Annotated in this window: 21 protein-coding genes; 13 read left to right on the top strand and 8 right to left on the bottom strand. The window is 35.2% G+C overall.

The window, feature by feature from the left end; all coding sequences use genetic code 11:
- The first annotated feature begins 316 nt into the window (after window positions 1-316).
- The 4 genes from CL181_RS00395 (at window position 317) to CL181_RS00380 (ending at window position 2,520) form a co-directional block, all read left to right on the top strand.
- Window positions 317-868: an ABC transporter ATP-binding protein gene (locus CL181_RS00395; RefSeq protein WP_097297274.1), complete on the top strand. Its 552-nt coding sequence runs from the start codon at window positions 317-319 to the stop codon at window positions 866-868.
- A gap of 197 nt (window positions 869-1,065) precedes the next feature.
- Entirely contained in the window at window positions 1,066-1,314 is a 249-nt protein-coding gene (locus CL181_RS00390) for a hypothetical protein (protein WP_097297273.1), read from the top strand.
- Entirely contained in the window at window positions 1,304-1,729 is a 426-nt protein-coding gene (locus CL181_RS00385; RefSeq protein WP_176504982.1) for a PIN domain-containing protein, read from the top strand. The genes CL181_RS00390 and CL181_RS00385 overlap by 11 nt, the downstream gene beginning before the upstream one ends.
- Before the next feature lie 392 nt (window positions 1,730-2,121).
- On the top strand, window positions 2,122-2,520 hold the full coding sequence (locus CL181_RS00380; RefSeq protein ID WP_303740876.1) for an ABC transporter ATP-binding protein: 399 nt from the start codon (window positions 2,122-2,124) through the stop codon (window positions 2,518-2,520).
- Window positions 2,521-2,578: 58 nt separating this feature from the next.
- Here CL181_RS00380 and CL181_RS19945 read toward each other — a convergent pair whose 3' ends face one another.
- Together CL181_RS19945 and CL181_RS00370 are read right to left on the bottom strand one after the other, a co-directional pair.
- The gene (locus CL181_RS19945; RefSeq protein WP_176504981.1) at window positions 2,579-2,749 is read right to left on the bottom strand and encodes a hypothetical protein; all 171 of its coding nucleotides are present in this window, start codon (window positions 2,747-2,749) and stop codon (window positions 2,579-2,581) included.
- 5 nt (window positions 2,750-2,754) lie between these two features.
- Window positions 2,755-3,024, bottom strand: a complete 270-nt coding sequence (locus CL181_RS00370) for a hypothetical protein (RefSeq protein ID WP_097297269.1) — start codon at window positions 3,022-3,024, stop codon at window positions 2,755-2,757.
- A gap of 398 nt (window positions 3,025-3,422) precedes the next feature.
- Here CL181_RS00370 and CL181_RS00365 point away from each other — a divergent pair, with 398 nt between their 5' ends.
- From CL181_RS00365 to CL181_RS00350, 4 genes are all read left to right on the top strand, one after another.
- Complete coding sequence (locus CL181_RS00365) at window positions 3,423-4,673, top strand: ABC transporter ATP-binding protein (protein ID WP_097297268.1); 1,251 nt, start codon at window positions 3,423-3,425, stop codon at window positions 4,671-4,673.
- Between the two features lie 117 nt (window positions 4,674-4,790).
- Window positions 4,791-7,994, top strand: coding sequence for a glycosyltransferase (locus CL181_RS00360; protein WP_097297267.1), 3,204 nt, complete (start codon window positions 4,791-4,793; stop codon window positions 7,992-7,994).
- Window positions 7,995-8,106: 112 nt separating this feature from the next.
- The gene (locus CL181_RS00355; RefSeq protein WP_097297266.1) at window positions 8,107-8,601 is read left to right on the top strand and encodes a DUF4277 domain-containing protein; all 495 of its coding nucleotides are present in this window, start codon (window positions 8,107-8,109) and stop codon (window positions 8,599-8,601) included.
- Entirely contained in the window at window positions 8,561-9,589 is a 1,029-nt protein-coding gene (locus tag CL181_RS00350) for an IS1634 family transposase (RefSeq protein WP_141398740.1), read from the top strand. Before CL181_RS00355 ends, CL181_RS00350 begins: the two co-directional genes overlap by 41 nt.
- A gap of 628 nt (window positions 9,590-10,217) precedes the next feature.
- Here the strand turns inward: CL181_RS00350 and CL181_RS00345 are convergent.
- The 3 genes from CL181_RS00345 to CL181_RS19940 form a co-directional block, all read right to left on the bottom strand.
- The gene (locus tag CL181_RS00345) at window positions 10,218-10,628 is read right to left on the bottom strand and encodes a type II toxin-antitoxin system VapC family toxin (protein ID WP_097297264.1); all 411 of its coding nucleotides are present in this window, start codon (window positions 10,626-10,628) and stop codon (window positions 10,218-10,220) included.
- Window positions 10,625-10,882 (bottom strand): hypothetical protein, encoded by a 258-nt coding sequence (locus CL181_RS00340; protein ID WP_097297263.1) that lies wholly within the window; start codon window positions 10,880-10,882, stop codon window positions 10,625-10,627. The genes CL181_RS00345 and CL181_RS00340 overlap by 4 nt, the downstream gene beginning before the upstream one ends.
- Window positions 10,883-11,445: 563 nt before the next feature.
- On the bottom strand, window positions 11,446-11,619 hold the full coding sequence (locus tag CL181_RS19940) for a hypothetical protein (protein ID WP_176504980.1): 174 nt from the start codon (window positions 11,617-11,619) through the stop codon (window positions 11,446-11,448).
- Window positions 11,620-11,867: 248 nt separating this feature from the next.
- On the opposite strand from CL181_RS19940, the gene CL181_RS00335 reads away from it, so the two are divergent.
- Complete coding sequence (locus CL181_RS00335; protein ID WP_097297262.1) at window positions 11,868-13,241, top strand: ATP-binding protein; 1,374 nt, start codon at window positions 11,868-11,870, stop codon at window positions 13,239-13,241.
- Here the strand turns inward: CL181_RS00335 and CL181_RS00330 are convergent.
- Entirely contained in the window at window positions 13,238-14,455 is a 1,218-nt protein-coding gene (locus CL181_RS00330; protein WP_176504979.1) for an ATP-binding protein, read from the bottom strand. The genes CL181_RS00335 and CL181_RS00330 overlap by 4 nt on opposite strands.
- 337 nt (window positions 14,456-14,792) lie before the next feature.
- Window positions 14,793-16,685 (bottom strand): DUF6541 family protein, encoded by a 1,893-nt coding sequence (locus CL181_RS00325; protein ID WP_176504978.1) that lies wholly within the window; start codon window positions 16,683-16,685, stop codon window positions 14,793-14,795.
- A 179-nt stretch (window positions 16,686-16,864) separates the two neighbouring features.
- On the opposite strand from CL181_RS00325, the gene CL181_RS00320 reads away from it, so the two are divergent.
- Genes CL181_RS00320 through CL181_RS00305 form a run of 4 tightly spaced genes read left to right on the top strand, consistent with a single transcriptional unit; the run spans window position 16,865 to window position 19,354 of the window.
- Window positions 16,865-17,155, top strand: coding sequence for a hypothetical protein (locus tag CL181_RS00320; RefSeq protein ID WP_097297259.1), 291 nt, complete (start codon window positions 16,865-16,867; stop codon window positions 17,153-17,155).
- Entirely contained in the window at window positions 17,140-17,505 is a 366-nt protein-coding gene (locus CL181_RS00315; protein ID WP_097297258.1) for a DUF6516 family protein, read from the top strand. The genes CL181_RS00320 and CL181_RS00315 overlap by 16 nt, the downstream gene beginning before the upstream one ends.
- Before the next feature lie 51 nt (window positions 17,506-17,556).
- A complete protein-coding gene (locus tag CL181_RS00310; protein ID WP_097297257.1) occupies window positions 17,557-18,426 on the top strand; it encodes a glycosyltransferase family 2 protein in 870 nt (289 codons plus the stop codon).
- Between the two features lie 37 nt (window positions 18,427-18,463).
- A complete protein-coding gene (locus tag CL181_RS00305; RefSeq protein WP_217993035.1) occupies window positions 18,464-19,354 on the top strand; it encodes a lysylphosphatidylglycerol synthase transmembrane domain-containing protein in 891 nt (296 codons plus the stop codon).
- A 21-nt stretch (window positions 19,355-19,375) separates the two neighbouring features.
- Here the strand turns inward: CL181_RS00305 and CL181_RS00300 are convergent, their stop codons facing one another.
- Complete coding sequence (locus CL181_RS00300) at window positions 19,376-20,992, bottom strand: hypothetical protein (protein WP_097297255.1); 1,617 nt, start codon at window positions 20,990-20,992, stop codon at window positions 19,376-19,378.
- Window positions 20,993-21,053: the final 61 nt, after the last annotated feature.

Genomic DNA, 21,053 nt, shown 5'->3' with positions numbered 1-21,053 from the left:
GAGCAGACCCATGCAGTGGGATTTTAACCCTTTGAACATACATTCTTTTTTTTTTTTTCCTCCAAATGTTCTGTTTGTTATTCTTTCCTTCTTGTGCTTCGGGGCACGCAACGCAGATGAACGCAGATTTATTGCATCGATATTTATTAGCGTCCATGGCTAAATATATTAAAGGAATAAATGCTAAAGGATAGGAATAACAGTTAAAATAAGCATGAGCCATAAATTAGAAATTAACAACGAACTAAAACGAATCCGGACGAACTCCGTGAGTTCGTTTCAGTTCGTTTACGTTCGTTGTTTTTATTAAGGAAATATGTTCGACCTCCAAACCCCCAAACAACCATCTGAAGACGCAATCATAGTCCAGAACGTCTCCAAGCACTTCCGCATCCCCCACGAAAAGAAAACAAAGCTGTTCGAACACATCACCGGCGCACTCAAAGGTACAACCTCAACCTACGAAGAATTCTGGGCAGTAAAAGATATCTCCTTCACAGTAAAAAAAGGCGAAACTTTAGGTATTATCGGTGAAAACGGAAGCGTGAAGAGCACTTTATTAAAGATCATTGCAGGCGTATTAACTCCTGATTCAGGTAGCGTAAAAGTGAACGGCAAAATTGCTCCCTTCCTGGAACTTGGCGTTGGCTTCAACCCGGAACTAACAGCAGAGGACAACGTGCAGCTTTACGGCGCCATCATGGGGATGTCGAAAAAGGAGATGGAGGATAAGTTCGAGGAGATATTCGAGTTCGCAGAGCTTCCGAGGTTCAGGAACATGAAGCTCAAGAATTTTTCAAGCGGGATGTACGCCCGGCATGCAAATGAGGCGGCGGTTGTTCCGCTGGCAATGATTACTAGGGGATAAGTTAGTGGTGAGGGGGATGGATTACTGATATTATGGCACATTGTAAATCCTGTCAGAAATCGGTTTTTTTTATTTCATCGCTACTATAATGCATAATGGTTGAATGGGGTTCTGAGATCGACCATACCTATTGAATTTTAAAGAGCATCAATAGAAGCTGGCAACTTATAAATACTATTAAATCACTATAAATTTTTATGACTGAAACTACAACATTAACACTAAAATTCAAAGGAATCGAGGCACATCTTCTTAAACAGATGGTTGATCTGGGCTTATTCAACAACAAATCAGAGGCAATCAGATCAGCATTAATAAAATATGCTATAGACCTTAACCTGCTTGATAAAAAAACAATATGGCAGGAGATACAGGCAAATAAAAAGAGAAAAGTCAGCCCCGAACAACTTATTGTAGATGTTCGGAGTATACGTGATGAAGCATAGAATTTTTCTGGATACAAACGTTTTCATATTCGCATTTGAATATTCCGACTCAAATTCGAATACTATCATAGAACTGCTAAACGATGAAAAAATAGAGGTAATAATTTCAGAACGCGTAATAAAGGAAGTGTATTGTTATTTTAAAAAGTATCATGATAAAAAACTTGCAGACAGCTTCAGGAATTATCTATATAAAGCCTGCATGATAATACTTGCCAGAGACGTTGAAGATGCTATGAAAAAATACAGTGGACAAATAAAAGAAAAAGACCTTGAACAATTAGCTGTTGTGAAGAAATATGGAATTAAATATATCATAAGCCTGGACAGGGATTTCATAGGTCAGGAAGAATACAGAACACCCAGGCAATTTGTAGAGTTAATATATGGTAAAAGTAAAGAGAGTGAATTCTGAATTTATTCTTTTTACTTTATGATGAACCATTTGCTTTAGACGCATTCGGTATTCTCTGTGCACTGAGATTTTTTTAATCATGAAATTAAAAGATAAGCTTTATGAATTATGTTATCGAATAATGATAGGTCATTCTGAAAAAAACCAAACTGCAGATGAACGCAGATAAACGCAGATTTAATGCATCGGTATTTATTAACGTCTTCTGTTTATAAAAACTAAACTCATCAATGTTCTACCTCCAAACCCCCAAACAACCATCCGAAGACGCAATCATAGTCAGCAACGTCTCCAAGCACTTCCGCATCCCCCACGAAAAGAAAACAAAGCTGTTCGAACACATCACCGGCGCTCTCAAAGGGACAACCTCAACCTACGAAGAATTCTGGGCGGTGAAAGACGTAAGCTTCACTGTAAAAAAAGGCGAGACACTTGGCATAATCGGCGAGAACGGCAGCGGAAAAAGCACTTTACTAAAGATAATTGCGGGCGTACTTACCCCCGACTCAGGTTCTGTCAAAGTGAACGGCAAAATTGCTCCCTTCCTGGAGCTGGGCGTGGGTTTCAATCCGGAACTAACAGCAGAGGACAATGTCAGGCTCTACGGCGCGATCATGGGGATGTCGAAAAGGCAGATGGAGGATAAGTTCGAGGAGATATTCGAGTTCGCGGAGCTTCCCAGGTTCAGGAATATGAAACTTAAGAATTTTTCAAGCGGGATGTACGCACGACTTGCAAATGAGGCGGCGGCTATTCCGCTGGCAAGGAGTTCTGGGGTAAGTTCAAAGTGAGGGGGATGTGTTCTTGAAATAATCCACTTAAAAATCAGTAAATATGAACAGAAATGGTTTATTTATTCGTTGAACGAATTTTTCGTACATTTTTTTTCTTTGGTGGATAACGTACTGAGCTCAAATTCGCTTCTATAGGACCTTCCCATCCCTTGAATTTATCCGGATCATCATCAATTAGCTTGAGAAGATCATCCTCATCTTTTCCTTCATATTTCTTGGCTTTCATAATATTCATTTCGCCTTGTAATCATATATCTCTTTGTATTCAGAAGCTATCCTTGCACTAAAGACTTTAAGTTTGTTTCCGCCTAACGATGCTGCTATAACCATTATGAGTCTGCCAAATGCACGGCCAATTATCTGATAGCGTAATTCTTTGTTGAAATAGATTTTTCTTTTATAAATCTTGCCTTTAAAAATTTGTTCTATTTCATAATCTTTGACCCCATGTTTAAAGGCATGCTCGTCAAATTCCAGATCTATTTTTTTCCAATTGACCATAAATCATTACCTTAATGTAATGAACTATTAAAAATGGTTTCTGTCGGCTTTTTTATGGTTTTCAGATAAATTATGGCTAAATTTATAATTATTCTCCAAAGCTTATCATAAAAATTAAAGATAAGCTTTATACTGATGATATCAAATTATGGTTAATAAAATCAGAAAAAACCAAACCGTAGATAAACGCAGATGAACGCAGATTTATTGCATCGATATTTATTAGCGCCCATGGCTAAATAAAATAAAGGAATAAATGCTAAAGGATAGGAATTACAGTTAAAATAAGCATGAGCCCTAAATTAGAAATTAACAACGAACTAAAACAAACACGAACGAACTCCGACCCCATGAGTTCATTTCAGTTCGTACCAGTTCGGTGTTTTTATTAAGGAAATATGTTCTACCTCCAAACCCCCAAACAACCATCCGAAGACGCAATCATAGTCAGCAACGTCTCCAAGCACTTTCGCATCCCCCACGAGAAGAAAACAAAGCTCTTCGAACACATCACCGGCGCACTCAAAGGCACCACTTCAACCTACGAAGAATTCTGGGCAGTAAAAGACGTCAGCTTCACAGTAAAAAAAGGTGAGACCTTAGGTATCATTGGCGAAAACGGCAGCGGAAAAAGCACTTTACTAAAGATAATTGCGGGCGTACTCACACCCGACTCAGGTTCTGTCAAAGTGAACGGCAAAGTTGCTCCCTTCCTGGAACTTGGCGTTGGCTTCAACCCGGAACTAACAGCAGAGGACAATGTGCGGCTTTACGGTGCGATCATGGGGATGTCGAAAAGGCAGATGGAGGCTAAATTCGAGGAGATATTCGAGTTCGCCGAGCTTGAAAGGTTCAGGAACATGAAACTCAAGAACTTCTCAAGCGGGATGTATGCGAGGCTTGCTTTTGCGACTGCGGCGGCGACAGATCCTGATATTTTGCTGATCGATGAGGTTCTGTCAGTGGGTGATGCAGGATTTCAGAGAAAATGTAAAATAAAAATGGATGAATTTATTTCAAATAATAAGACTATTATTCTGGTATCGCATGCTTCGCAGTCAATTACTGATATGTGTAAGACTGCTTTATTGTTATCAAAGGGTTCGATGGAAAAGATGGGGTTTTCTAAAGATGTGATGGACCATTATAATACGAAAGTGCGTGCAATTGAAGAGAAGAAGCTGGAAGAGAGGTTCGGGGATAAGTCTAAAGAAGATGGGCATATTTCATCTGTTGCAAGAATAACAGACGTTAAAATGTATGATGAAAATGGTAATGAAACTAAGAAATTTTTGACTAATAAAAAATTTACTGCTAAAATTAAATATTTTTCCAATAAAAAAATTAATGACCCCATATTTGGTTTTGCGATCCATAGAAATGATGGCCTATTGATCATTGGTCCAAATACGAGAGCGCATAAGGTTTCAATACCTGCGATCGATGGGGGGGGAATAATTGAATATACGATTGATAATTTGCCTCTGTTGAAGGGATTATATGTAGTATCAGCAGGAATATTTAATTTTGTAGATGGAAATTATATTGCATTAGATTACCATGATAAAAAATACTATTTTGAGGTATTTGATAATTCAATTGAGGAATATGGATTGATATATACCAGATCCGAATGGAAAACAACTTGACTATATTACTTAACACATACTTATAGAAATTTATATTCGAAAAAAACTTTATAGATCAAAAAAAATAAAAGACAATCTAATTGATTAAATGGATTAAAATAAAAAATAGATGGAATTATGCTGAATGATAAACTCGATTTGCCTTTTGATTTATATACAAGAAATAAAATAATAAGTGATTTGATAGGCAAATTGCGAAATAATAATCAACCGTTAAGAATCTTAGATGTAGGTGGAAGAAGCGGAGACTTAAGGAAATTTCTTCAAGAAGATGATGATCTATACATCCTTGACATCAGAAATACCGAATATAATGAAAAAAATTATTTTATAGGTAATATTATAAATGCTCCCTTTAAAGATTTCACGTTTGATGTAGTTGTTTCTTCAGAACTTTATGAGCATATTGTGCATGAAAATCGAGAGAGATCGGTATCAGAAATGTTGAGAGTTAGTAAAAATTATATTATTTTGGGGGCACCTTTTTTTTCAGAGGAAGCGAAAGAAGCAGAAATAAAAGTAAACGAGTTTTTCCATAAACTTACAGGTAACGACCATCAATGGTTGGCAGAGCATATAAAAAATGGATTACCATCCGAAAAACAACTTAAAGATTTTTTGAAAATAAATTCATTTGATTATGTAGCAATAGAAACAAATAATATCTCTAACTGGGTCTTGATGCAACTTTTCATTTTTTATTCATACAAATACGGTATTCCTGAAAAAAATATGGGCAAGGTACATAGATTTTACAATGAGAATTTTTCTGAGCTAGGCGACACATTTGGTCCAACATATCGAAAAATATACTTAATCTGGAAAAACAAAACTGTGAGTAAAGTTGATATTAAATTCAATAATATAATGAACTTGTCTAAATATCATTTTCTTGAAACACTTATCTTTGAGACAATTGGACATTCGACAGATAATCTAGAAAAACAAAAATTAGAAATTATTAAATATAAAGACAATGAAATACAAAATCTCAATGCTACAATTGCAGAAATCCATAAAAGCACTGTCTGGCAATTATTATCAAAATATCAAAGATTTGTAGATATGATATTTCCTCATGCCACGAAAAGAAGGCTTGCGTATGATAAAGGAATTTTAGGCATCAGGATGATTGTAAATGATGGTTTTGGCGCGTTCTTTTTTAAACTTGAAGAGATATTCTATGAAAGTGCTCTCAATGCCTCAAAAATATCGATTGTGGAAACAAAAATAATTTCACCACAAGTTCCTTTGCCTCTTTTGAAAAGTTTAAGCGGAAGTTTTACATTTCCATCAGATAATTTAAATGAGATTAAAATACTTACTGCAACATTTATACGAAAAAATTCAGACCTTATACTTCAAATAACAGACACAAAAGGGCATGTAATACGAAATAAAATAGCTAAAGGCTATAGAATTCAAGACAATAATTACACATCATTTAGATTCAAACCAATTAAAGATAGCAAAGAGAAAACATTTTCATTTAAATTAATATCCAAAGGGGACCCTAGTGCTGCTGTTCTGTTTAATGAATCGATAACCTTGCCTGAATTAACATTATATTACGATGAAAAACCTATAAAAGGCTCAATAGGCTTTCAAGCATTTGCAGATATTGGAATAACAAACAAATATTACCTATGGATACTGAAAAATGAACCGACGTCTTCAAAACTCGAACTATACAAAAAGGAAGTAAAAAGCTTTGAATACAAACCAAAAATCAGTATTGTAACTCCAGTTTATAATCCTGATGTGGCATGGATCAAGGCGGCGGTAGAATCAGTAATAAACCAGGTATATGAAAACTGGGAACTATGTATTGCTGATGCTTCTACAAGAGATGATGTTAAAGAATATCTTGAAGCATCCACAAAGAAGGATTTGAGGATTAAAGTCAAATTCCTGACAAAAAATGAAGGAATAGCAGGAAATTCCAATGAGGCTCTATCCCTTGCCACAGGAGATTATATCGGTTTACTTGATCACGATGATGAACTTTCCCCAGATGCACTTTATGAAGTAGTTAAATATCTTCAAGCAAATCGCAATGCTGATATAATTTACAGTGATGAGGATAAAATTGATCTTAAAGGTAACCGAAGTAATCCATTCTTTAAACCGAATTGGTCACCTGATATGTTTTTATCTCATAATTATTTGTGTCATTTTACAGTTATTAGAAAAAGCCTTATAGATAAGGCAGGAAATTTTAGAGTGGGCTTTGACGGTTCTCAAGATTATGATTTGTTTTTAAGAGTCACGGAAATTAGTAAAAATATTACACATATACCAAAAATTTTATATCATTGGAGAATGGTGGCAGGGTCTTCATCAGATGTTCTTTTAAATAAGCCTTACGCATTCATGGCCTCAAAAAACGCTTTAAGAAGTGCGATTAAACGAAGAAAACTTGATGTTGAAGTTATGGATGGCCTATTCCCTAATTCATTTCGATTAAAATATAACATAATTAAAAATCCAAAAGTATCAATAATAATCCCAACTAAAGATAAAGTTGATATCTTGAAAAACTGTGTCAATTCAATCTTTACACGAACTAATTATTCCAATTATGAAATTCTAATTGTGGACAATCAAAGCAAAGAAAAAGCCACTTTTAAATATTATGAAGAACTAGAAAAGAATTCAAAAATAAAAATCGTAAATTATCAACAACCTTTTAATTTTTCAACAATAAACAATTTTGCTGTTTCCTCGCTTGATTCAAAATACATTCTATTCCTTAATAATGACATCGAAGTCATATCTTCCGAATGGATTACTGCAATGCTAGAACATGCTCAAAGAAAAGAAGTCGGTGCAGTTGGAGCAAAATTAATCTATCACAATAATACAATACAACATGCCGGTGTCGTTATTGGCATAGTTGGAAATCCACCAGTCGGCGGACATGCCCATAGACATTTTCCAAAAGAAAGTCCCGGTTATTTTGGAAGACTTAAACATATAGACAATGTGAGCGCTGTAACGGCTGCTTGCATGATGTTAAGGAAAGATGTGTTTGAAGAAGTCGGTGGTTTCGATGAAAATCTTGCAGTTGCTTTTAATGATGTTGACCTGTGTCTAAAAATCAGAGAAAAAGGATATCTTATTGTTTATACTCCTTATGCTGAACTATATCATCATGAATCGTTAAGCAGAGGTTATGAAGATACGCCAGAGAAAAAAGAACGATTTTCTAAAGAAGTAAAATATATAAGGGAAAAATGGGGGGCAGTTATTGATAGGGGAGATCCTTATTATAATCCTAATTTAACTTTGGAAAAAGAGGATTTTTCGATACGGATTTAATATGTGCTTTCATTAAGATTTAATATGGCATTGTTCTAAATATCCTATATTCCGCACATGAGGTTATAGTTTTTTAAATATCCAATGCGTATTCTTATAACTATCTAATCTCATGAACTTTGCAAGTAAAAACGTTGACCATCTTGGCATAGTAGCCGGTGTATGCCATGAAATAGGATTGGTCGAAGAAATAGACAAACTGGTAGGAACAAAAGACAAACAAATAGTAACCACAGGCGAAGCTGTTATGGCTGTGGTGATAAATGCGTTAGGTTTTGTAAATAGGCCGCTTTATCTTTTCCCGGAATTTATGAGAAATAAGCCTACTGAGCTTTTTTTTCGTGAAGAACTAAAACCGGAAGATTTCAACGATGACACTATTGGTAGAACTCTAGAAAGATTGTATGAGAATGATCCCACAAAAATTTTCATGCATATTGCCCTTAAGGTGGCCGACACACTTAGAATTTCGAGAAAGTTTCTCCATTTAGATACAACCACGATGAGTGTACATGGAGAGTATAAATTCGAAGATAACGACCAAGTTCCAATAAAAATATCACCATGTGATAAAAAAGTTCTCAAAAGAACTTTCCAAAGAGAATGATGAGGCTTATTTTGTCATGGACTCTGCCACGTACATCGAAGACAATGTAAAAGAAATCTCACCTCTTGTAAAATGGATAAGTAGAGTTCCCGAAACCATTTCAGAGGCTAAAAAGCTAGTAGAAGAGACAAGCATTGAAGAGATGAGTAAAAGTAGCATCGAGGGCTATAGTTATAGGGGATACACAAATTCGTATGGTGGTGTGGAACAAAAATGGCTGGTTATTTTCTCAGAAAAAGGTTATGATCGAGAGATCAAGACTTTAAATAAAAGTATAGGGAAAGAAAGGGAAAACATAGAAACAGGATTGTGGCATTTTATGAATACCGAATTCAACTGCCAGGAGGATGGGATTTCTGAACTTAATAATAAGGCAGCGAAGTGGAAGTATCATAAAATTAGTGATGTCAATGTCGAAGAAGTTAACAAAACAGGAAAACGGGGAAGACCGAAAAAGGATACACAGGATTTAAAAAAGGTCTATAAAATAAAAGTTGGATTTGAGAAAGATGAGATGAGAATAGGGCGTGAGAAAAACAAGAAGGGTAAGTTCATTGTCGCTACGAATGACATTAAATTGGATGATAATGAAGCTTTAAAGGAATATAAAGGTCAGCAAAGCGTAGAAAGAGGTTTTAGATTTTTAAAAGACCCATTATTCTTTGCATCATCGGTATTTTTGAAGAAACCTGAGAGAATTGTAAGTCTGGGAATGGTGATGGTTCTCAGTTTACTTATCTACTCGGTTGCACAGTTTAAATTGAGAAAAGCTCTGAAAGAATGCGGGGAAACTATTCCTGACCAGAAAGGAAAGCCTACAGCGAAACCGACGATGAGGAGGGTATTTCAGATGTTTGAGGGAATTAGCTTATTAATCAAACTTAGAAACGGGGTTGAGAGGATCGCGGGTATGTTGAACCTTAGAGAAATTCACAGGAAGATATTGGCACTTTTGGGCAAAAGTTATGAAAAAATGTATTTGTGTTAAAAGGATGTGAGGAATGTAGGTTCAATGGTTGTTTTGAACATATTTTAACTTGCGCCGCCGGTCATCAGACATTTCATGCATGCAAATTAGAGCGGATTTATTTAGACCAGATCGACAGGATTTACAGGATTTGTCAATAAAATCGTATCCTGTCGATCCTGTTCATCCTGTCCAAATGCGCTCTTTCCCTAGTTTTGTTACATTTCGCTGCTTCGGGAACATGTCTGCGCGCCCAGTATAATTATATTAAAATGTTGATAAATATTTCGCGCTTTTCACTGCAAAGAATGAAAAGCAGGGATGCTTTTTACGTTATGTATTTGCTCCGGAATGTTAATTAAATCTGCGCGCATCTGCGGTTTCAAATTGCTGAGGCACTCTTTTTTTTGCGACTACCAGGCGCGCATCTACTCGGTTGATTCCTGGCGAGTCACGATGCTTCGGACGGAAACCCGGGGACCATGGTTGTTGAAGGGGATTTATTGTGCGCCTATACTATTATTACTTAAATATGATACTTAATCTATTATCTCAGCAAGGCGCCGGTTGGTTGATCCATGCGTATCCGCACCATCCGTTTCCTAGGTCATGGTTTTTCTCTGAGCAGAAGACAGATGGAACTTTTTTTTCAACTTCTATCCTTTTCCATCCAGTTTTCAATCTTTATTTCATCTATTCTTTCAAAATGAATCGGATTGTTAGTAACAAGAATGCATTCATTTGCATATGCAATACTGGCAATCAAAATATCAAAATCTTCAATGATCTGCCCCTGCGCCTTTAATTTTGATTTAAATCGTCCAAATGCTTCTGCAGAAGCGCTACTGTCTGAATAAACTATCAAATTCTTTTTGAAGGTTTCAATTCTTTTCATATTGGCACTTACATTCCGAGAATTATATGCTCCAAAATATAGTTCTGCAAGAGTTGCATTTGATATAGAAAGGGAATAAATACCAATTTCGCCTATTTTCTTTTTCAATATTTCATTTCCATTTAAAAGATATATGCAAATATTAGTATCCAATAAGAATTTCAAAACATTTTCTCCGTTCTGCTGGTAGACTTTCTGCTGGAATAAATATCTTCTATTTGCTTTTCAACTGATCTATTGTCTTCCCATGTGCCACAAACAGATAAAAATTCAGCTGTTGCTTTTTCCTCGGAAGATCTACTTTCGATAATTTCAGATCTGAAAAAATGGATTATCTTCAATATCTTTTCCTGTATTATTTCAGGTAGATCTCTAATTTCTTTTAAAACTGCTTCCTCCTGTTTAGACCTTGTTTCCATTAATTATACTCCATTTTATATTGTTGTATCTTATAGGATAATCATATCTATGAACTTTCCCATATATAGATTACCTTTGTATTTGGTTTATTCTTTAATATATATTCCAGCTAATATAAGAGTTACTGAAGCCATCCTAAAAGAATCTACCAGCGAGACGCCCATTGAAAGCGGTAGCCAAGATTTTTTGAACTCAATGGTGGTTTTGAACATATTTTAACCTGCGCCGCCGGTCATCAGACATTTCACATGCCAATTAGAGCGGATTTATTTAAACCTTGTCAAAAACGCATTGGAAGAGCTCTGAAAACAAATAGTTTTCAAAGAGACATTACTTTTTTTGACCGGATCGACAGGATTTACCGGATTGTTACTAAAATCGTATCCTGTGGATCTTATAAATCCTGTCAGAAATCAGATTTTTGATTGCATCGGTACTGTGGAGCATGGTGGTTGCATGGGATTCTGACAGGCGCCATGGCTAAAAATATATGTATTAATAGTTATTACTTCTATCCAATAGCTGCTAATCTTACTGAGGAATCAAATTTATTGTTTTTTTCTTACCCACCTACCTTTTTCTCTCTCATTCTCATAATATCCATATTTGAAGTATCAATGAAGGTAATTAATTTAATTCTTTCGCCCGATGAATATACTATTATAAGCTTGTGACCTTTAATAGATGATCTTGCGCCTACTACCACAAGATATCCTGTTTCGATATCCAGAAACATATCGTTTGGGTTAGTATTCTAATATATCCAAATAGATATTGCTTTGTTCCCAAAAGATCCATGATGGTACAATGTCCTGCCGATAGATTTTTTTTGAACTCAATGGTTGTTTTGAACATATTTTAACCTGAGCGGCCGGTTATTAATAGATTCATTTGTTTCACCATAAATATCTTCTTTGGTTTGCGATCAGATTATTTTGGCAAGTATATTTATATACTTTCAAGTAATATACTCTAAAGTATATTATGTTTATAGGTCGAGAAACCGAACTCAAGCTTCTGGAAGAAAGAATCAACAGCAACAAAGCTGAATTTATGTTGATCTTCGGACGCCGAAGGATCGGTAAGACCGAGCTCGTCAAGAAGATAATAACCCTGCATGGAGGGATCATTTTGATGGGGCGGGAGGAATCAAAGAAACTGCAGCTTGAGCATTTTTCCAGGTTGCTTGCCGAGCATTACGATGATGATTTCCTTAAAAAACAAAGCTTCACAAATTGGGATGCTTTCTTTGAGTACGTTTATGAAAAATCCAAACTCAGCAGGACAATTATTGCCCTTGATGAGTTCCCGTACCTTATAAAAGAAGAAAAGGCTCTTCCTTCTATACTTCAGGATTACTGGGACAATAAACTGAAAAATACCCACATATTTCTGTTCATCATGGGATCAAGCATTTCCATGATGGAACGCCTTATGGGATATAAATCACCCATTTATGGCAGGCGCACAGGACAGCTCAAGCTGCAGCCTTTTCAATTTAAAGATGTTGCAAAATTCATTAAAAATACACAGAGGGCAGTCGAGCTTTACTGCGTATTTGGCGGAACCCCTGCATATATTACCGATGTTGATCAATCAAAAAATATTGTAGATAACATAAAGGAGAAATTCCTGCGTATGGACTCCTATATTTACCAGGATGTGCGGTTTGTCTTGATGGAAGAACTCAATGAGCCAAGGTATTATTTCTCGATCCTGGAAGCTATAGCAGCAGGTAACGCCTCACTGGGAGAGATAATCAACTACACAGGACTTGAGAGAAGCCTTGTCGGGAAATACCTTAGTGTTCTTATGGAGCTTGATCTTGTAAGAAGGGAGATCTCGATTACTGCGATCAAGAAGACTAAAAATGGGATATATTCGCTCAAAGACAACATTTTTACTTTTTGGTTCAGGTTTATTTTCCCTTATGAAGACTTGATCAGCCTGGGAAGAAGCGAAGAAGTTCTAAGTAAAATTTCAAGGGACTTAAATGCGTATATCGGAAAAGCATTTGAGGAAATAGCAAAGGAGTTCCTGTGGGAAACAAGTAAAGGTAACTTTTCTAAAATGGGACGATGGTGGCATAAAGGTGAGGAAATAGATATAGTTGCTTTGAATGATGAAGGGGAAGATATTTTCTTTTTTGAATGCAAATGGAGCAAACTTAATGAGCGAGATGCTTTAAAGATCCTTACAGACCTGAAACAAAAAGCAGCATTGGTACAATGGCATGACTCCATGCGAAAAGAGCATTATGGAATTATCGCAAAAGAAATCGCAGGCAAAGAAAAGTTAAGGGAAAAAGGCTATCAGGCATTCGATCTATCAGACCTTAATGAGACCTTCTCTTCTTAAAATACAAATCCGAAAAGTATCAGAGGAATTCCTGTGTCTAAATTTCCTGGCTGGGAAAGAACAAACCTGCTTCCAGAAATTCCCTTCAATTGTTTTCTTGTTTTCCCCTCACCACCAATTTCAAATATAATTTTATCGTTTTTATAGAACACGACATAATCCGGCAGTTTTTCCCCTCTTACGCTTTTCAGATAATTCATTTCCACATCAATATTCGAGAGATGGTGAACAAAAAATTCTTCCCTGATCGCTCCTATTATCTTGTCATCCTCTGTTCCTTGGGAAAAATATGATCTGAAAGGGAGTCTGTATAGGATTTTCGGCTCTCGGGTCACATTAGATCCATATGGCAGCATGACCTTCAAAAGAAATGTCTGTTCCAATAATCCGATATATTCCTGAACTTTATATTTTGTTATTCCTGTATTATGGGATATAACAGAGTAATTGCAGACATCAACCGGGGAGCGACTCATGAACCGGAGAATATTGCCGATATTAATTATATCCTCCCGGTTCAGTTTTCCATATATCAAAAGGTCGTGGTTGATTATTTTCTCGACAATATTGCGTATGGTCTGCACAAACGGGGCATCTATTGTTGACGGAAGGGCTCCGCGTATGCAAAAATCGTTAAACTCCGGCTCAAAAGTATATACTTTCAGGTAAAGTTCCCGGTATTTTGTCAAAATATCATCAAGGCTCATCTTGTCCACAAGAGTATTTTTCTTAAAAAACAGGTACTCCCTGAAAGAGAAGGGGAACATGTTTATGATCGCAACTCTTCTTGAAAGGTCATATTTGCTGCGAATGATGTCGATGAATGCCGAAGAGGTGAATACAAGCTTGATATCCAAAAAATCGTATATTTTTTTTATTTCCATCTGCCAGTTCACATGGTTGTGTATCTCATCTATCAGGAGGTATTTTATTTTATAATTGCTGCTCAGATCCTTCGCAAGCTCGAAAAGGTTTATGCCAGCGTCAAGAGCATCCATGCTTATATAAATCGAGTTCTCAAGTTCTCTTGAAAGCTGCCTGAGCAATACTGTTTTCCCCACACCCCGCAGCCCTGCAACTCCTATGAACAATCGGTCTTTTAGAACCTTTTTTATATCTTCATAGATAAACCTCTTTTTGTCAAACTTTGCTGCGCTTTCCTTTGCCAGATTATGCAATTCCAGTATCTTTTCCATCTGCATCGGTTGAATCATGTAATAATTATGGGTTGATAAGTATATAAGCATTTTGTCAAATTTATTTTCCAGAATGTATGCATTTTAGAAAATAGTTATTCCGAAATGCATATTGCTACTTCTGCTTAGTAATCCACATCAACCTCTTTCTTAAATGATCGACCAGCGAGATGCACTTTGAAAGTAGCCCAAAGATTTTTTTGAACTCAATGGTGGTTTTGAATTTTAACCTGCGCCGCCAGTCATCAGACATTTCACATGATCGACAGGATTTACAGGATTTGTCAATAAAATCGTATCCTGTCGATCCTGTTCATCCTGTCAGAAATCAGTTTTTTTAATTTCAGTCTGAAGTTCATCTGCGGCCGATCCTGAAAATCCATACCCCGTCTTTGCTATAAACAGGTTCAAGATACGGATTATTCTGTAAATTCTGCAATTTCAATTTACCCCAGTTTTTCCCTCCGAAATAAACATAGCTAACGTTATTTTCATTAAAAAACTGTATCGAAGATTCAGAATTAATTGATTCCGACGCTTTGAATATTGCTTTTACTTTTTCAGTATAATTATTTTCGTATGCTGTTTCTGTAGCAAAAACCATTGGTGGTATAATCACTTTCCTGCCTGTCAATAAAGGAATCCAGCTGCCACCGTCTATTCCCATTATAAAATCGCGGTTCCAGTCAAAGTCAATTGAATCTATTAAGAAAACCGCATCTTTAGAAGTGTTGGACTTAATCCAGGTCATTGCTTCAATATCGCCATTTTTTACAAAAACGCTTTCCGATTCAAATAATCCAGCCATTTTAATAGCAGAAAATGGAATTAAAACCAGGAGGATTATAGATAAAACAATCAAACACCTTGATTTTGTCAGTTTAATTTTATCTGATAAATATATTATAAAATAGCTGCAGGTCACAGATACAGGAAAAAACAACATCGTCACTACGGTCACAAAATCAAGGCGGCCTGAACCTGGTAATTTAATCCAATAAGGATTCGAAAAGGCAATTAATATTGAAACCCATATAGAAATTATGATAATATATTTATTTCTCTTTAAAATTCCTACGGATGCCCCGCTTAAAGAAAGAACCAGTAAAAGGGTATTAGAGTAGTAACTTCCGGCAGTTCCGATCCTTTCCAGCGAGTAGTAATTAGCCGTATTTACCCATTCAGATAATATCCGGCTATTATTCAAAAGATGAATAAACCATGGAATCAGCAAAATGATCGCTGTAATACCAATAACTGCACATCTAAAAATGATCTCTTTTTGTATTTTTAAATTTGTTCTATTTGAATATAGTTCATATAAAATATAAACCAACAAGAAACATAGAGCAGCGATAATAATACGGTAATGAGTTACAAACAATCCTGATAAGATCAGACCAGATAAGATCAATATCTTAATATCCCTCTTTTCCAGTTTAATAGATTCTATCACCAGAAGAAAAGCTATCGGAAGAATAATCATTCCTGTTAATGAAGTAAATCTTCCCCAGTTTATCAAATAGGCAGGAAATACCGATATCAATCCCACTATAAATGAACTTATTAATGCCATTTTCCGGTCTTTAAATAGCCTGTCCGCAAATAAGAAAATCGGAAGTATTGCAAAGGCATTTAAGATCTGTCCTGTGTACAGAACGAGCTTTGCGACATCTAATCCCGATACCCAGTAAATGAATGCAACTATAGTATGGAATCCAAAATGATACGTAAAAGAGCTAAGTTGAGCATACGGTTCATAAGAATGCGGGATTCCTCCATTTTCAATGATTAACTGCACTATTAATGTATGATGGTAGCTGTCGCTTCCCGGCCCTACAAGCATATCCTTAACAGGAATCAACCGGACAAATAAAGAGATTAACAATATAGCAAATAATATGAGGTAGGATAACAACTCATATTTTTCAAACGAATTTTTGAATTTTTTAAAATTGAAAAAATTCTCCTTATTTTTTCTATGTTCCAGAATGTATTTCAATAAAATTATTGCTGCTAAAATTAAAAATATTAATAATATTAAAATAGTATTTAATTTCATTCCGATCAAAGTAAAAAAATAAGTAAGAAGAGGTATGAACGATAAGCTTAGACCAGGTGATATGATCAAACGCTGGAAAAAATCCATGTTCAATTTTTTTAAAAACATATTGTATAGAAAATAACCTGGTAAAAAGAGTACTATAATAGTACTAATAACAAGTTTTAATGCTAATATGGTATCCATATATTGAACAAGCAGTGTTTACGTACGTTATTTCTTATATATCTTTATCAAAACTATATGAATATATTTAATTATTGGCACACAAAACTCTCACTGAGTAAGGTCGAAAGGAGTTCAGAATAAGATATTAATAATATTATGTATAATAGAATCATAGTGTTTATAATACGAGGAAAAATATGCAAATATATGAAGATGTGGCGCATGTTCTCCACTTGAGCAAGGAAAAATTGGAAATCGAAAGCATTAGAACCTTTCTGGAAAAGGAATTAAGAAATATTGAAGCAGAAATATTCAAGATTGGTGCAAAACATGGTATAAAATCAATTTTTGAATTGGATGAAAAGTTAAAAATTGGGGAAATCAAAGAAAAAGATATGATAGAAGACTTTATGGAACTTGATTATCTTGAATCAAGAAGAGATGACATGTTAAAGGCTCTGGAGAAAATTAATTGGCAGAAATCCTGAAGCTGAAAAGAATTGTTGATATCGAGTATAATGATATTACAATAGATTCGAATATATATCATGATAAGCTAAGAGTTTTTCTAAAAGATGGATCTGTTGCTGATATCTGGTTCTCAAATAAGATACCTGGTCGATTCTCATATCACTGGGAAAGAAGGCAAATCGATGGAAAAATGTATCGCCATGATAATTTTCCTGATCCATGTTGGAAAGAAGTTTCTACATACCCCAAGCATTTTCATAATGGCTCGCAAAACAATATTGAAGAGAGCAGAATAAATGACGATCCTATTTCAGGTATTCGTGAATTCATGAATTTTATAAGAAATATATTAGAATTGGATGAATAATTTACCATATATCTAACAAAATGAAATACAGATACATAAAACGATCAAAATATGAAACTCATAGCCATAATCCCGGCCTATAATGAAGAATCAACTATAGAAGACGTGATCAAAGCCACCTCCCGCTTTGTTGATGAGATCCTTGTGATCAACGACGGCAGTAAAGATTACACATCCGAGATCGCAAAAAGCGCCGGCGCAACCGTCATAGACAACATCGTAAACCGCGGTCTGGGCAGGACCATCCAGCGAGGCTATGATGAAGCAATTAAACGCGGCGCCGATATCGTTATCCAGATCGATGCTGACGGCCAATACGACCCGAAAGAAATACCCAAACTCATTCAACCCATCATTGATAACAAAGCCGATCTCGTCCTTGGTTCAAGGCTTGAAAACCTTAAATATGAGATGCCTTGGATCAAAAAGCTGGGTAACAAAGCTTTCACATGGCTGCTTCGCAGGTTAACTGGCGCTGATATAAGAGACGGTCAAACAGGTTTTCGTGCAACGCGCAAAGAGGTTTTTGAGACACTCAAGATACATGGGGATTTTACTTATACTCAAGAGATGATCGTAAAAGCATCCAGGGAAGGATGGAGAATAGCAAATATTCCTATAAATTTTTATCAAAGAAGCGCTGGAGATTCACGCCTGATGTCTGGCCCGCTTTCGTATGCCTGGCGCGCGTGGATAATAATCCTCAGGACAATTAGAGATTATGATCCCTTGAGGTTTTTTGGTGTCCCTGGTATTATTTTTATCGTACTCGGCATTATATTTGGAACTGCATTCGTTTATAAATACGCTTTAGTTGGATTTATTGGTCATACTCCTGCGGTTATATTGACTTCCTTGTTAATTATCGTAGGCGTGCAGATGATCTTTATGGCATTGATGGCTGATATGATGAGAAAATGAAAATATAAATTACCTATCAATGAGTAAAAAATTTGTTTTGAAAGTTTTAGCAACTATATTGCTGTTTTCTTTTGTGCTCCTTAAGCTGGATTTTTCCAAAGTGTATGAAGTAATGATTAACAGTAACATATTTTTAATACTCCTCAGTTTACTCTTTGTTCCGTTATTATATTCGATCAGGGTATTAAAATGGGATACTTTACTGCGTTCGGTAGGGATCCAATATGATTTTTTTAAACTATTTAGGGTTTTATTGATAGGCAATTTTTATGGAATGATTACACCTGGAAAAGCGGGTGAAGTGGCAAGAGCGTATTATTTGGATTCTGAAAAATCAATAACTATTCCAACAATTATCTGGGATAAAGTAATTGATGTTTTTGTGTTGATCATATTAAGTATATTGTCTATATTATTTCTTTTTAAGGATACTAATTTATATTTAGCATCTGTTTTTTCATTTTTTATTTTTATTGTTTTAAGTGCTATTTTTTTAAATAAAAAAATAATATCTTTTTTGCTAAGTTTAATGAATTTGAAAATCAGTTCTTCAAAACAATTCATATACACTATTCATTTTATTAAGAGCGATATTAGACTTTTATCTAAACTTATTATCTTGTCGATATGCTATTATTTAATAAACATAATTCTGGCAGTAATAATACTAAAAGCTTTGAGCAACGGAGCAAATCCATACATCGCATTCACATGGCTAATAATTGTGCTCATTGGGAATATTCCGATCACTATATCCGGGCTTGGATTAAGGGAATATATTGCCATTATGAGTTTCAAGGCATTGGGTGAAAATGCAGAGATAGGATTTTCTTTTTCAACATTACTTTTTTTAATGATCACTTTATTTCCCAGCTTAATTGGATATTTATTCATTTTAAGATCCGGGCATGAAAAGAAAAACACATAATCCTAAAAGAATTTTGGATTATTATTTTGGATTGTTTTTTATTTTAAATGAAAAACATACATTTTCAGTGTTTAGATCGATAATTTTATTTATTTCAATTTCATTAAAATTCTTAAATGTCTTTGACAAATGAGGTTTCAATTCATTTTGATTAAAAAATTTGGATGAAGGAACATATCTTAGAGAATAACGATCTGCAAAGGATAATTCTTTTATTTTCTTTTGTGAATCTATAGAATCATTGATTTCTATGGAATCGTCTTTAAAAATAACTTCCCTGTTAAAAAGTATGTCAGTTTTCTTATTTCCCTTAATTAACTGGTCCTTCAGCATCGGTATTAACCGATGTCCCATTGAAAATGATGCAATTCGTAATCCGATATGTTTCAACGGCGTAGGTTCAAGGAATCTGGCCTGATGAAAGTGACCATTTATCTTGATGCGATTATCTTCGACATTAACAGCCTGGCTGCTATCGATCCAGTTTGTTACATAAATATTATCATCATCTTTTATTCTATAACCGCAATCACAGGCGAGTTCTTTATCTTTTTCATCCTTTTTAAAGATTTTCAATAATCCACCTTTAGATGTGGAAAGGATAGAATAATACTTTTCAGAACTATTTATAAATAAATCAGCATTTTTAAAATATTTATGAAATTTTGATTCGTATGGTAGAGCAATATTATTGTTATTTCTTTTTTTATAAAATATCAGCGCATTGATATAAGAAGGCAATATAAAATGATTTAAATAACGATCATCAATAGAATGATGAAATATTGGTGGATTTTTAAATATTTTATCTGCAATTACACCAGCAAGTGGAATTCTGGTGGCGAGAATTTCAAGCCCGGCCGGCATGAAATATTCAGTATTCCTGCTTCCGTATTCTCCCCCAATGCTTCCATCAGGATGGACAAAATACTGAATAAAATCAAGGATTTTCTCCAATGGACGGGTCACATTCTCATTTCCGCTTAATGTATAGTATTCAGCCAGACATGCAAGAGAAACACTTAGATATCCAATATCAGCTCCCCCATATTCTGGAAAATAGCCGTCCCCGGTTTGAAGGGAGAAAATATTCCTGATATTCTCATTTAGTTGATTGAGTATCCACTTTTCCCGGGTCAAGAGATATGCACTATACATTGCAGCAATAGCCGCAATATCTTGATTCAAGGCGCCATGACTTCTCAGCTTTGAGATGAATTTACATGATCTTAATATCGCCTCTGTAACATCAGGATTAACAATATTGAGCAATCTGCAGGTCTCAGATACACTATAGAGGGAAAATACTGTTGGCGGGTAACCATGTTCAAAAGGATAATATTCATTAAAAGACCCATCGCTTAACTGTACGCGCTGCCAAAAATCTACGGCACCAGCTGCCCAATTGCATATTTTTTCATTTTTAAAATAAATATTACCTTCAAAATTATTTGAATATAACCGTGCTAAAGAAAGACATCCCTGCTGCAGTACTATTGAAGAGAAATCTCTTATCTTATAATGCCAGAAGTCCCTGTCAAAAGAGCCATAAGTTGGTGAATCTTTATCCCGGTCAAGTTGAGTTAACATTCGAGGAGTATTTTCAAGAATAAATAACCTATAAGTCTCATAAACCATAATTCTGAACATAAGTAATAACTATTTAATACTTATGATTATCAATAGATAGATTTGTAGC

Origin of the sequence: Candidatus Methanoperedens sp. BLZ2 (assembly GCF_002487355.1) — an archaeon.
Taxonomy (GTDB): domain Archaea; phylum Halobacteriota; class Methanosarcinia; order Methanosarcinales; family Methanoperedenaceae; genus Methanoperedens.
The sequence above is the reverse complement of the archived record's forward strand: the minus strand, read 5'-3'. Positions and strand labels throughout refer to the sequence as shown.

What these genes read in the sequence shown, in the direction of transcription:
- CL181_RS00395 (WP_097297274.1), top strand. Translation starts at nt 317, where the DNA reads ATGTTCGACCTCCAAACCCCCAAACAACCATCTGAAGACGCAATCATA.
- CL181_RS00390 (WP_097297273.1), top strand. Translation starts at nt 1,066, where the DNA reads ATGACTGAAACTACAACATTAACACTAAAATTCAAAGGAATCGAGGCA.
- CL181_RS00385 (WP_176504982.1), top strand. Translation starts at nt 1,304, where the DNA reads ATGAAGCATAGAATTTTTCTGGATACAAACGTTTTCATATTCGCATTT.
- CL181_RS19945 (WP_176504981.1), bottom strand. Translation starts at nt 2,749, where the DNA reads ATGAAAGCCAAGAAATATGAAGGAAAAGATGAGGATGATCTTCTCAAG.
- CL181_RS00370 (WP_097297269.1), bottom strand. Translation starts at nt 3,024, where the DNA reads ATGGTCAATTGGAAAAAAATAGATCTGGAATTTGACGAGCATGCCTTT.
- CL181_RS00365 (WP_097297268.1), top strand. Translation starts at nt 3,423, where the DNA reads ATGTTCTACCTCCAAACCCCCAAACAACCATCCGAAGACGCAATCATA.
- CL181_RS00360 (WP_097297267.1), top strand. Translation starts at nt 4,791, where the DNA reads ATGCTGAATGATAAACTCGATTTGCCTTTTGATTTATATACAAGAAAT.
- CL181_RS00355 (WP_097297266.1), top strand. Translation starts at nt 8,107, where the DNA reads ATGAACTTTGCAAGTAAAAACGTTGACCATCTTGGCATAGTAGCCGGT.
- CL181_RS00340 (WP_097297263.1), bottom strand. Translation starts at nt 10,882, where the DNA reads ATGGAAACAAGGTCTAAACAGGAGGAAGCAGTTTTAAAAGAAATTAGA.
- CL181_RS19940 (WP_176504980.1), bottom strand. Translation starts at nt 11,619, where the DNA reads ATGTTTCTGGATATCGAAACAGGATATCTTGTGGTAGTAGGCGCAAGA.
- CL181_RS00335 (WP_097297262.1), top strand. Translation starts at nt 11,868, where the DNA reads ATGTTTATAGGTCGAGAAACCGAACTCAAGCTTCTGGAAGAAAGAATC.
- CL181_RS00330 (WP_176504979.1), bottom strand. Translation starts at nt 14,455, where the DNA reads ATGATTCAACCGATGCAGATGGAAAAGATACTGGAATTGCATAATCTG.
- CL181_RS00325 (WP_176504978.1), bottom strand. Translation starts at nt 16,685, where the DNA reads ATGGATACCATATTAGCATTAAAACTTGTTATTAGTACTATTATAGTA.
- CL181_RS00320 (WP_097297259.1), top strand. Translation starts at nt 16,865, where the DNA reads ATGCAAATATATGAAGATGTGGCGCATGTTCTCCACTTGAGCAAGGAA.
- CL181_RS00310 (WP_097297257.1), top strand. Translation starts at nt 17,557, where the DNA reads ATGAAACTCATAGCCATAATCCCGGCCTATAATGAAGAATCAACTATA.
- CL181_RS00300 (WP_097297255.1), bottom strand. Translation starts at nt 20,992, where the DNA reads ATGGTTTATGAGACTTATAGGTTATTTATTCTTGAAAATACTCCTCGA.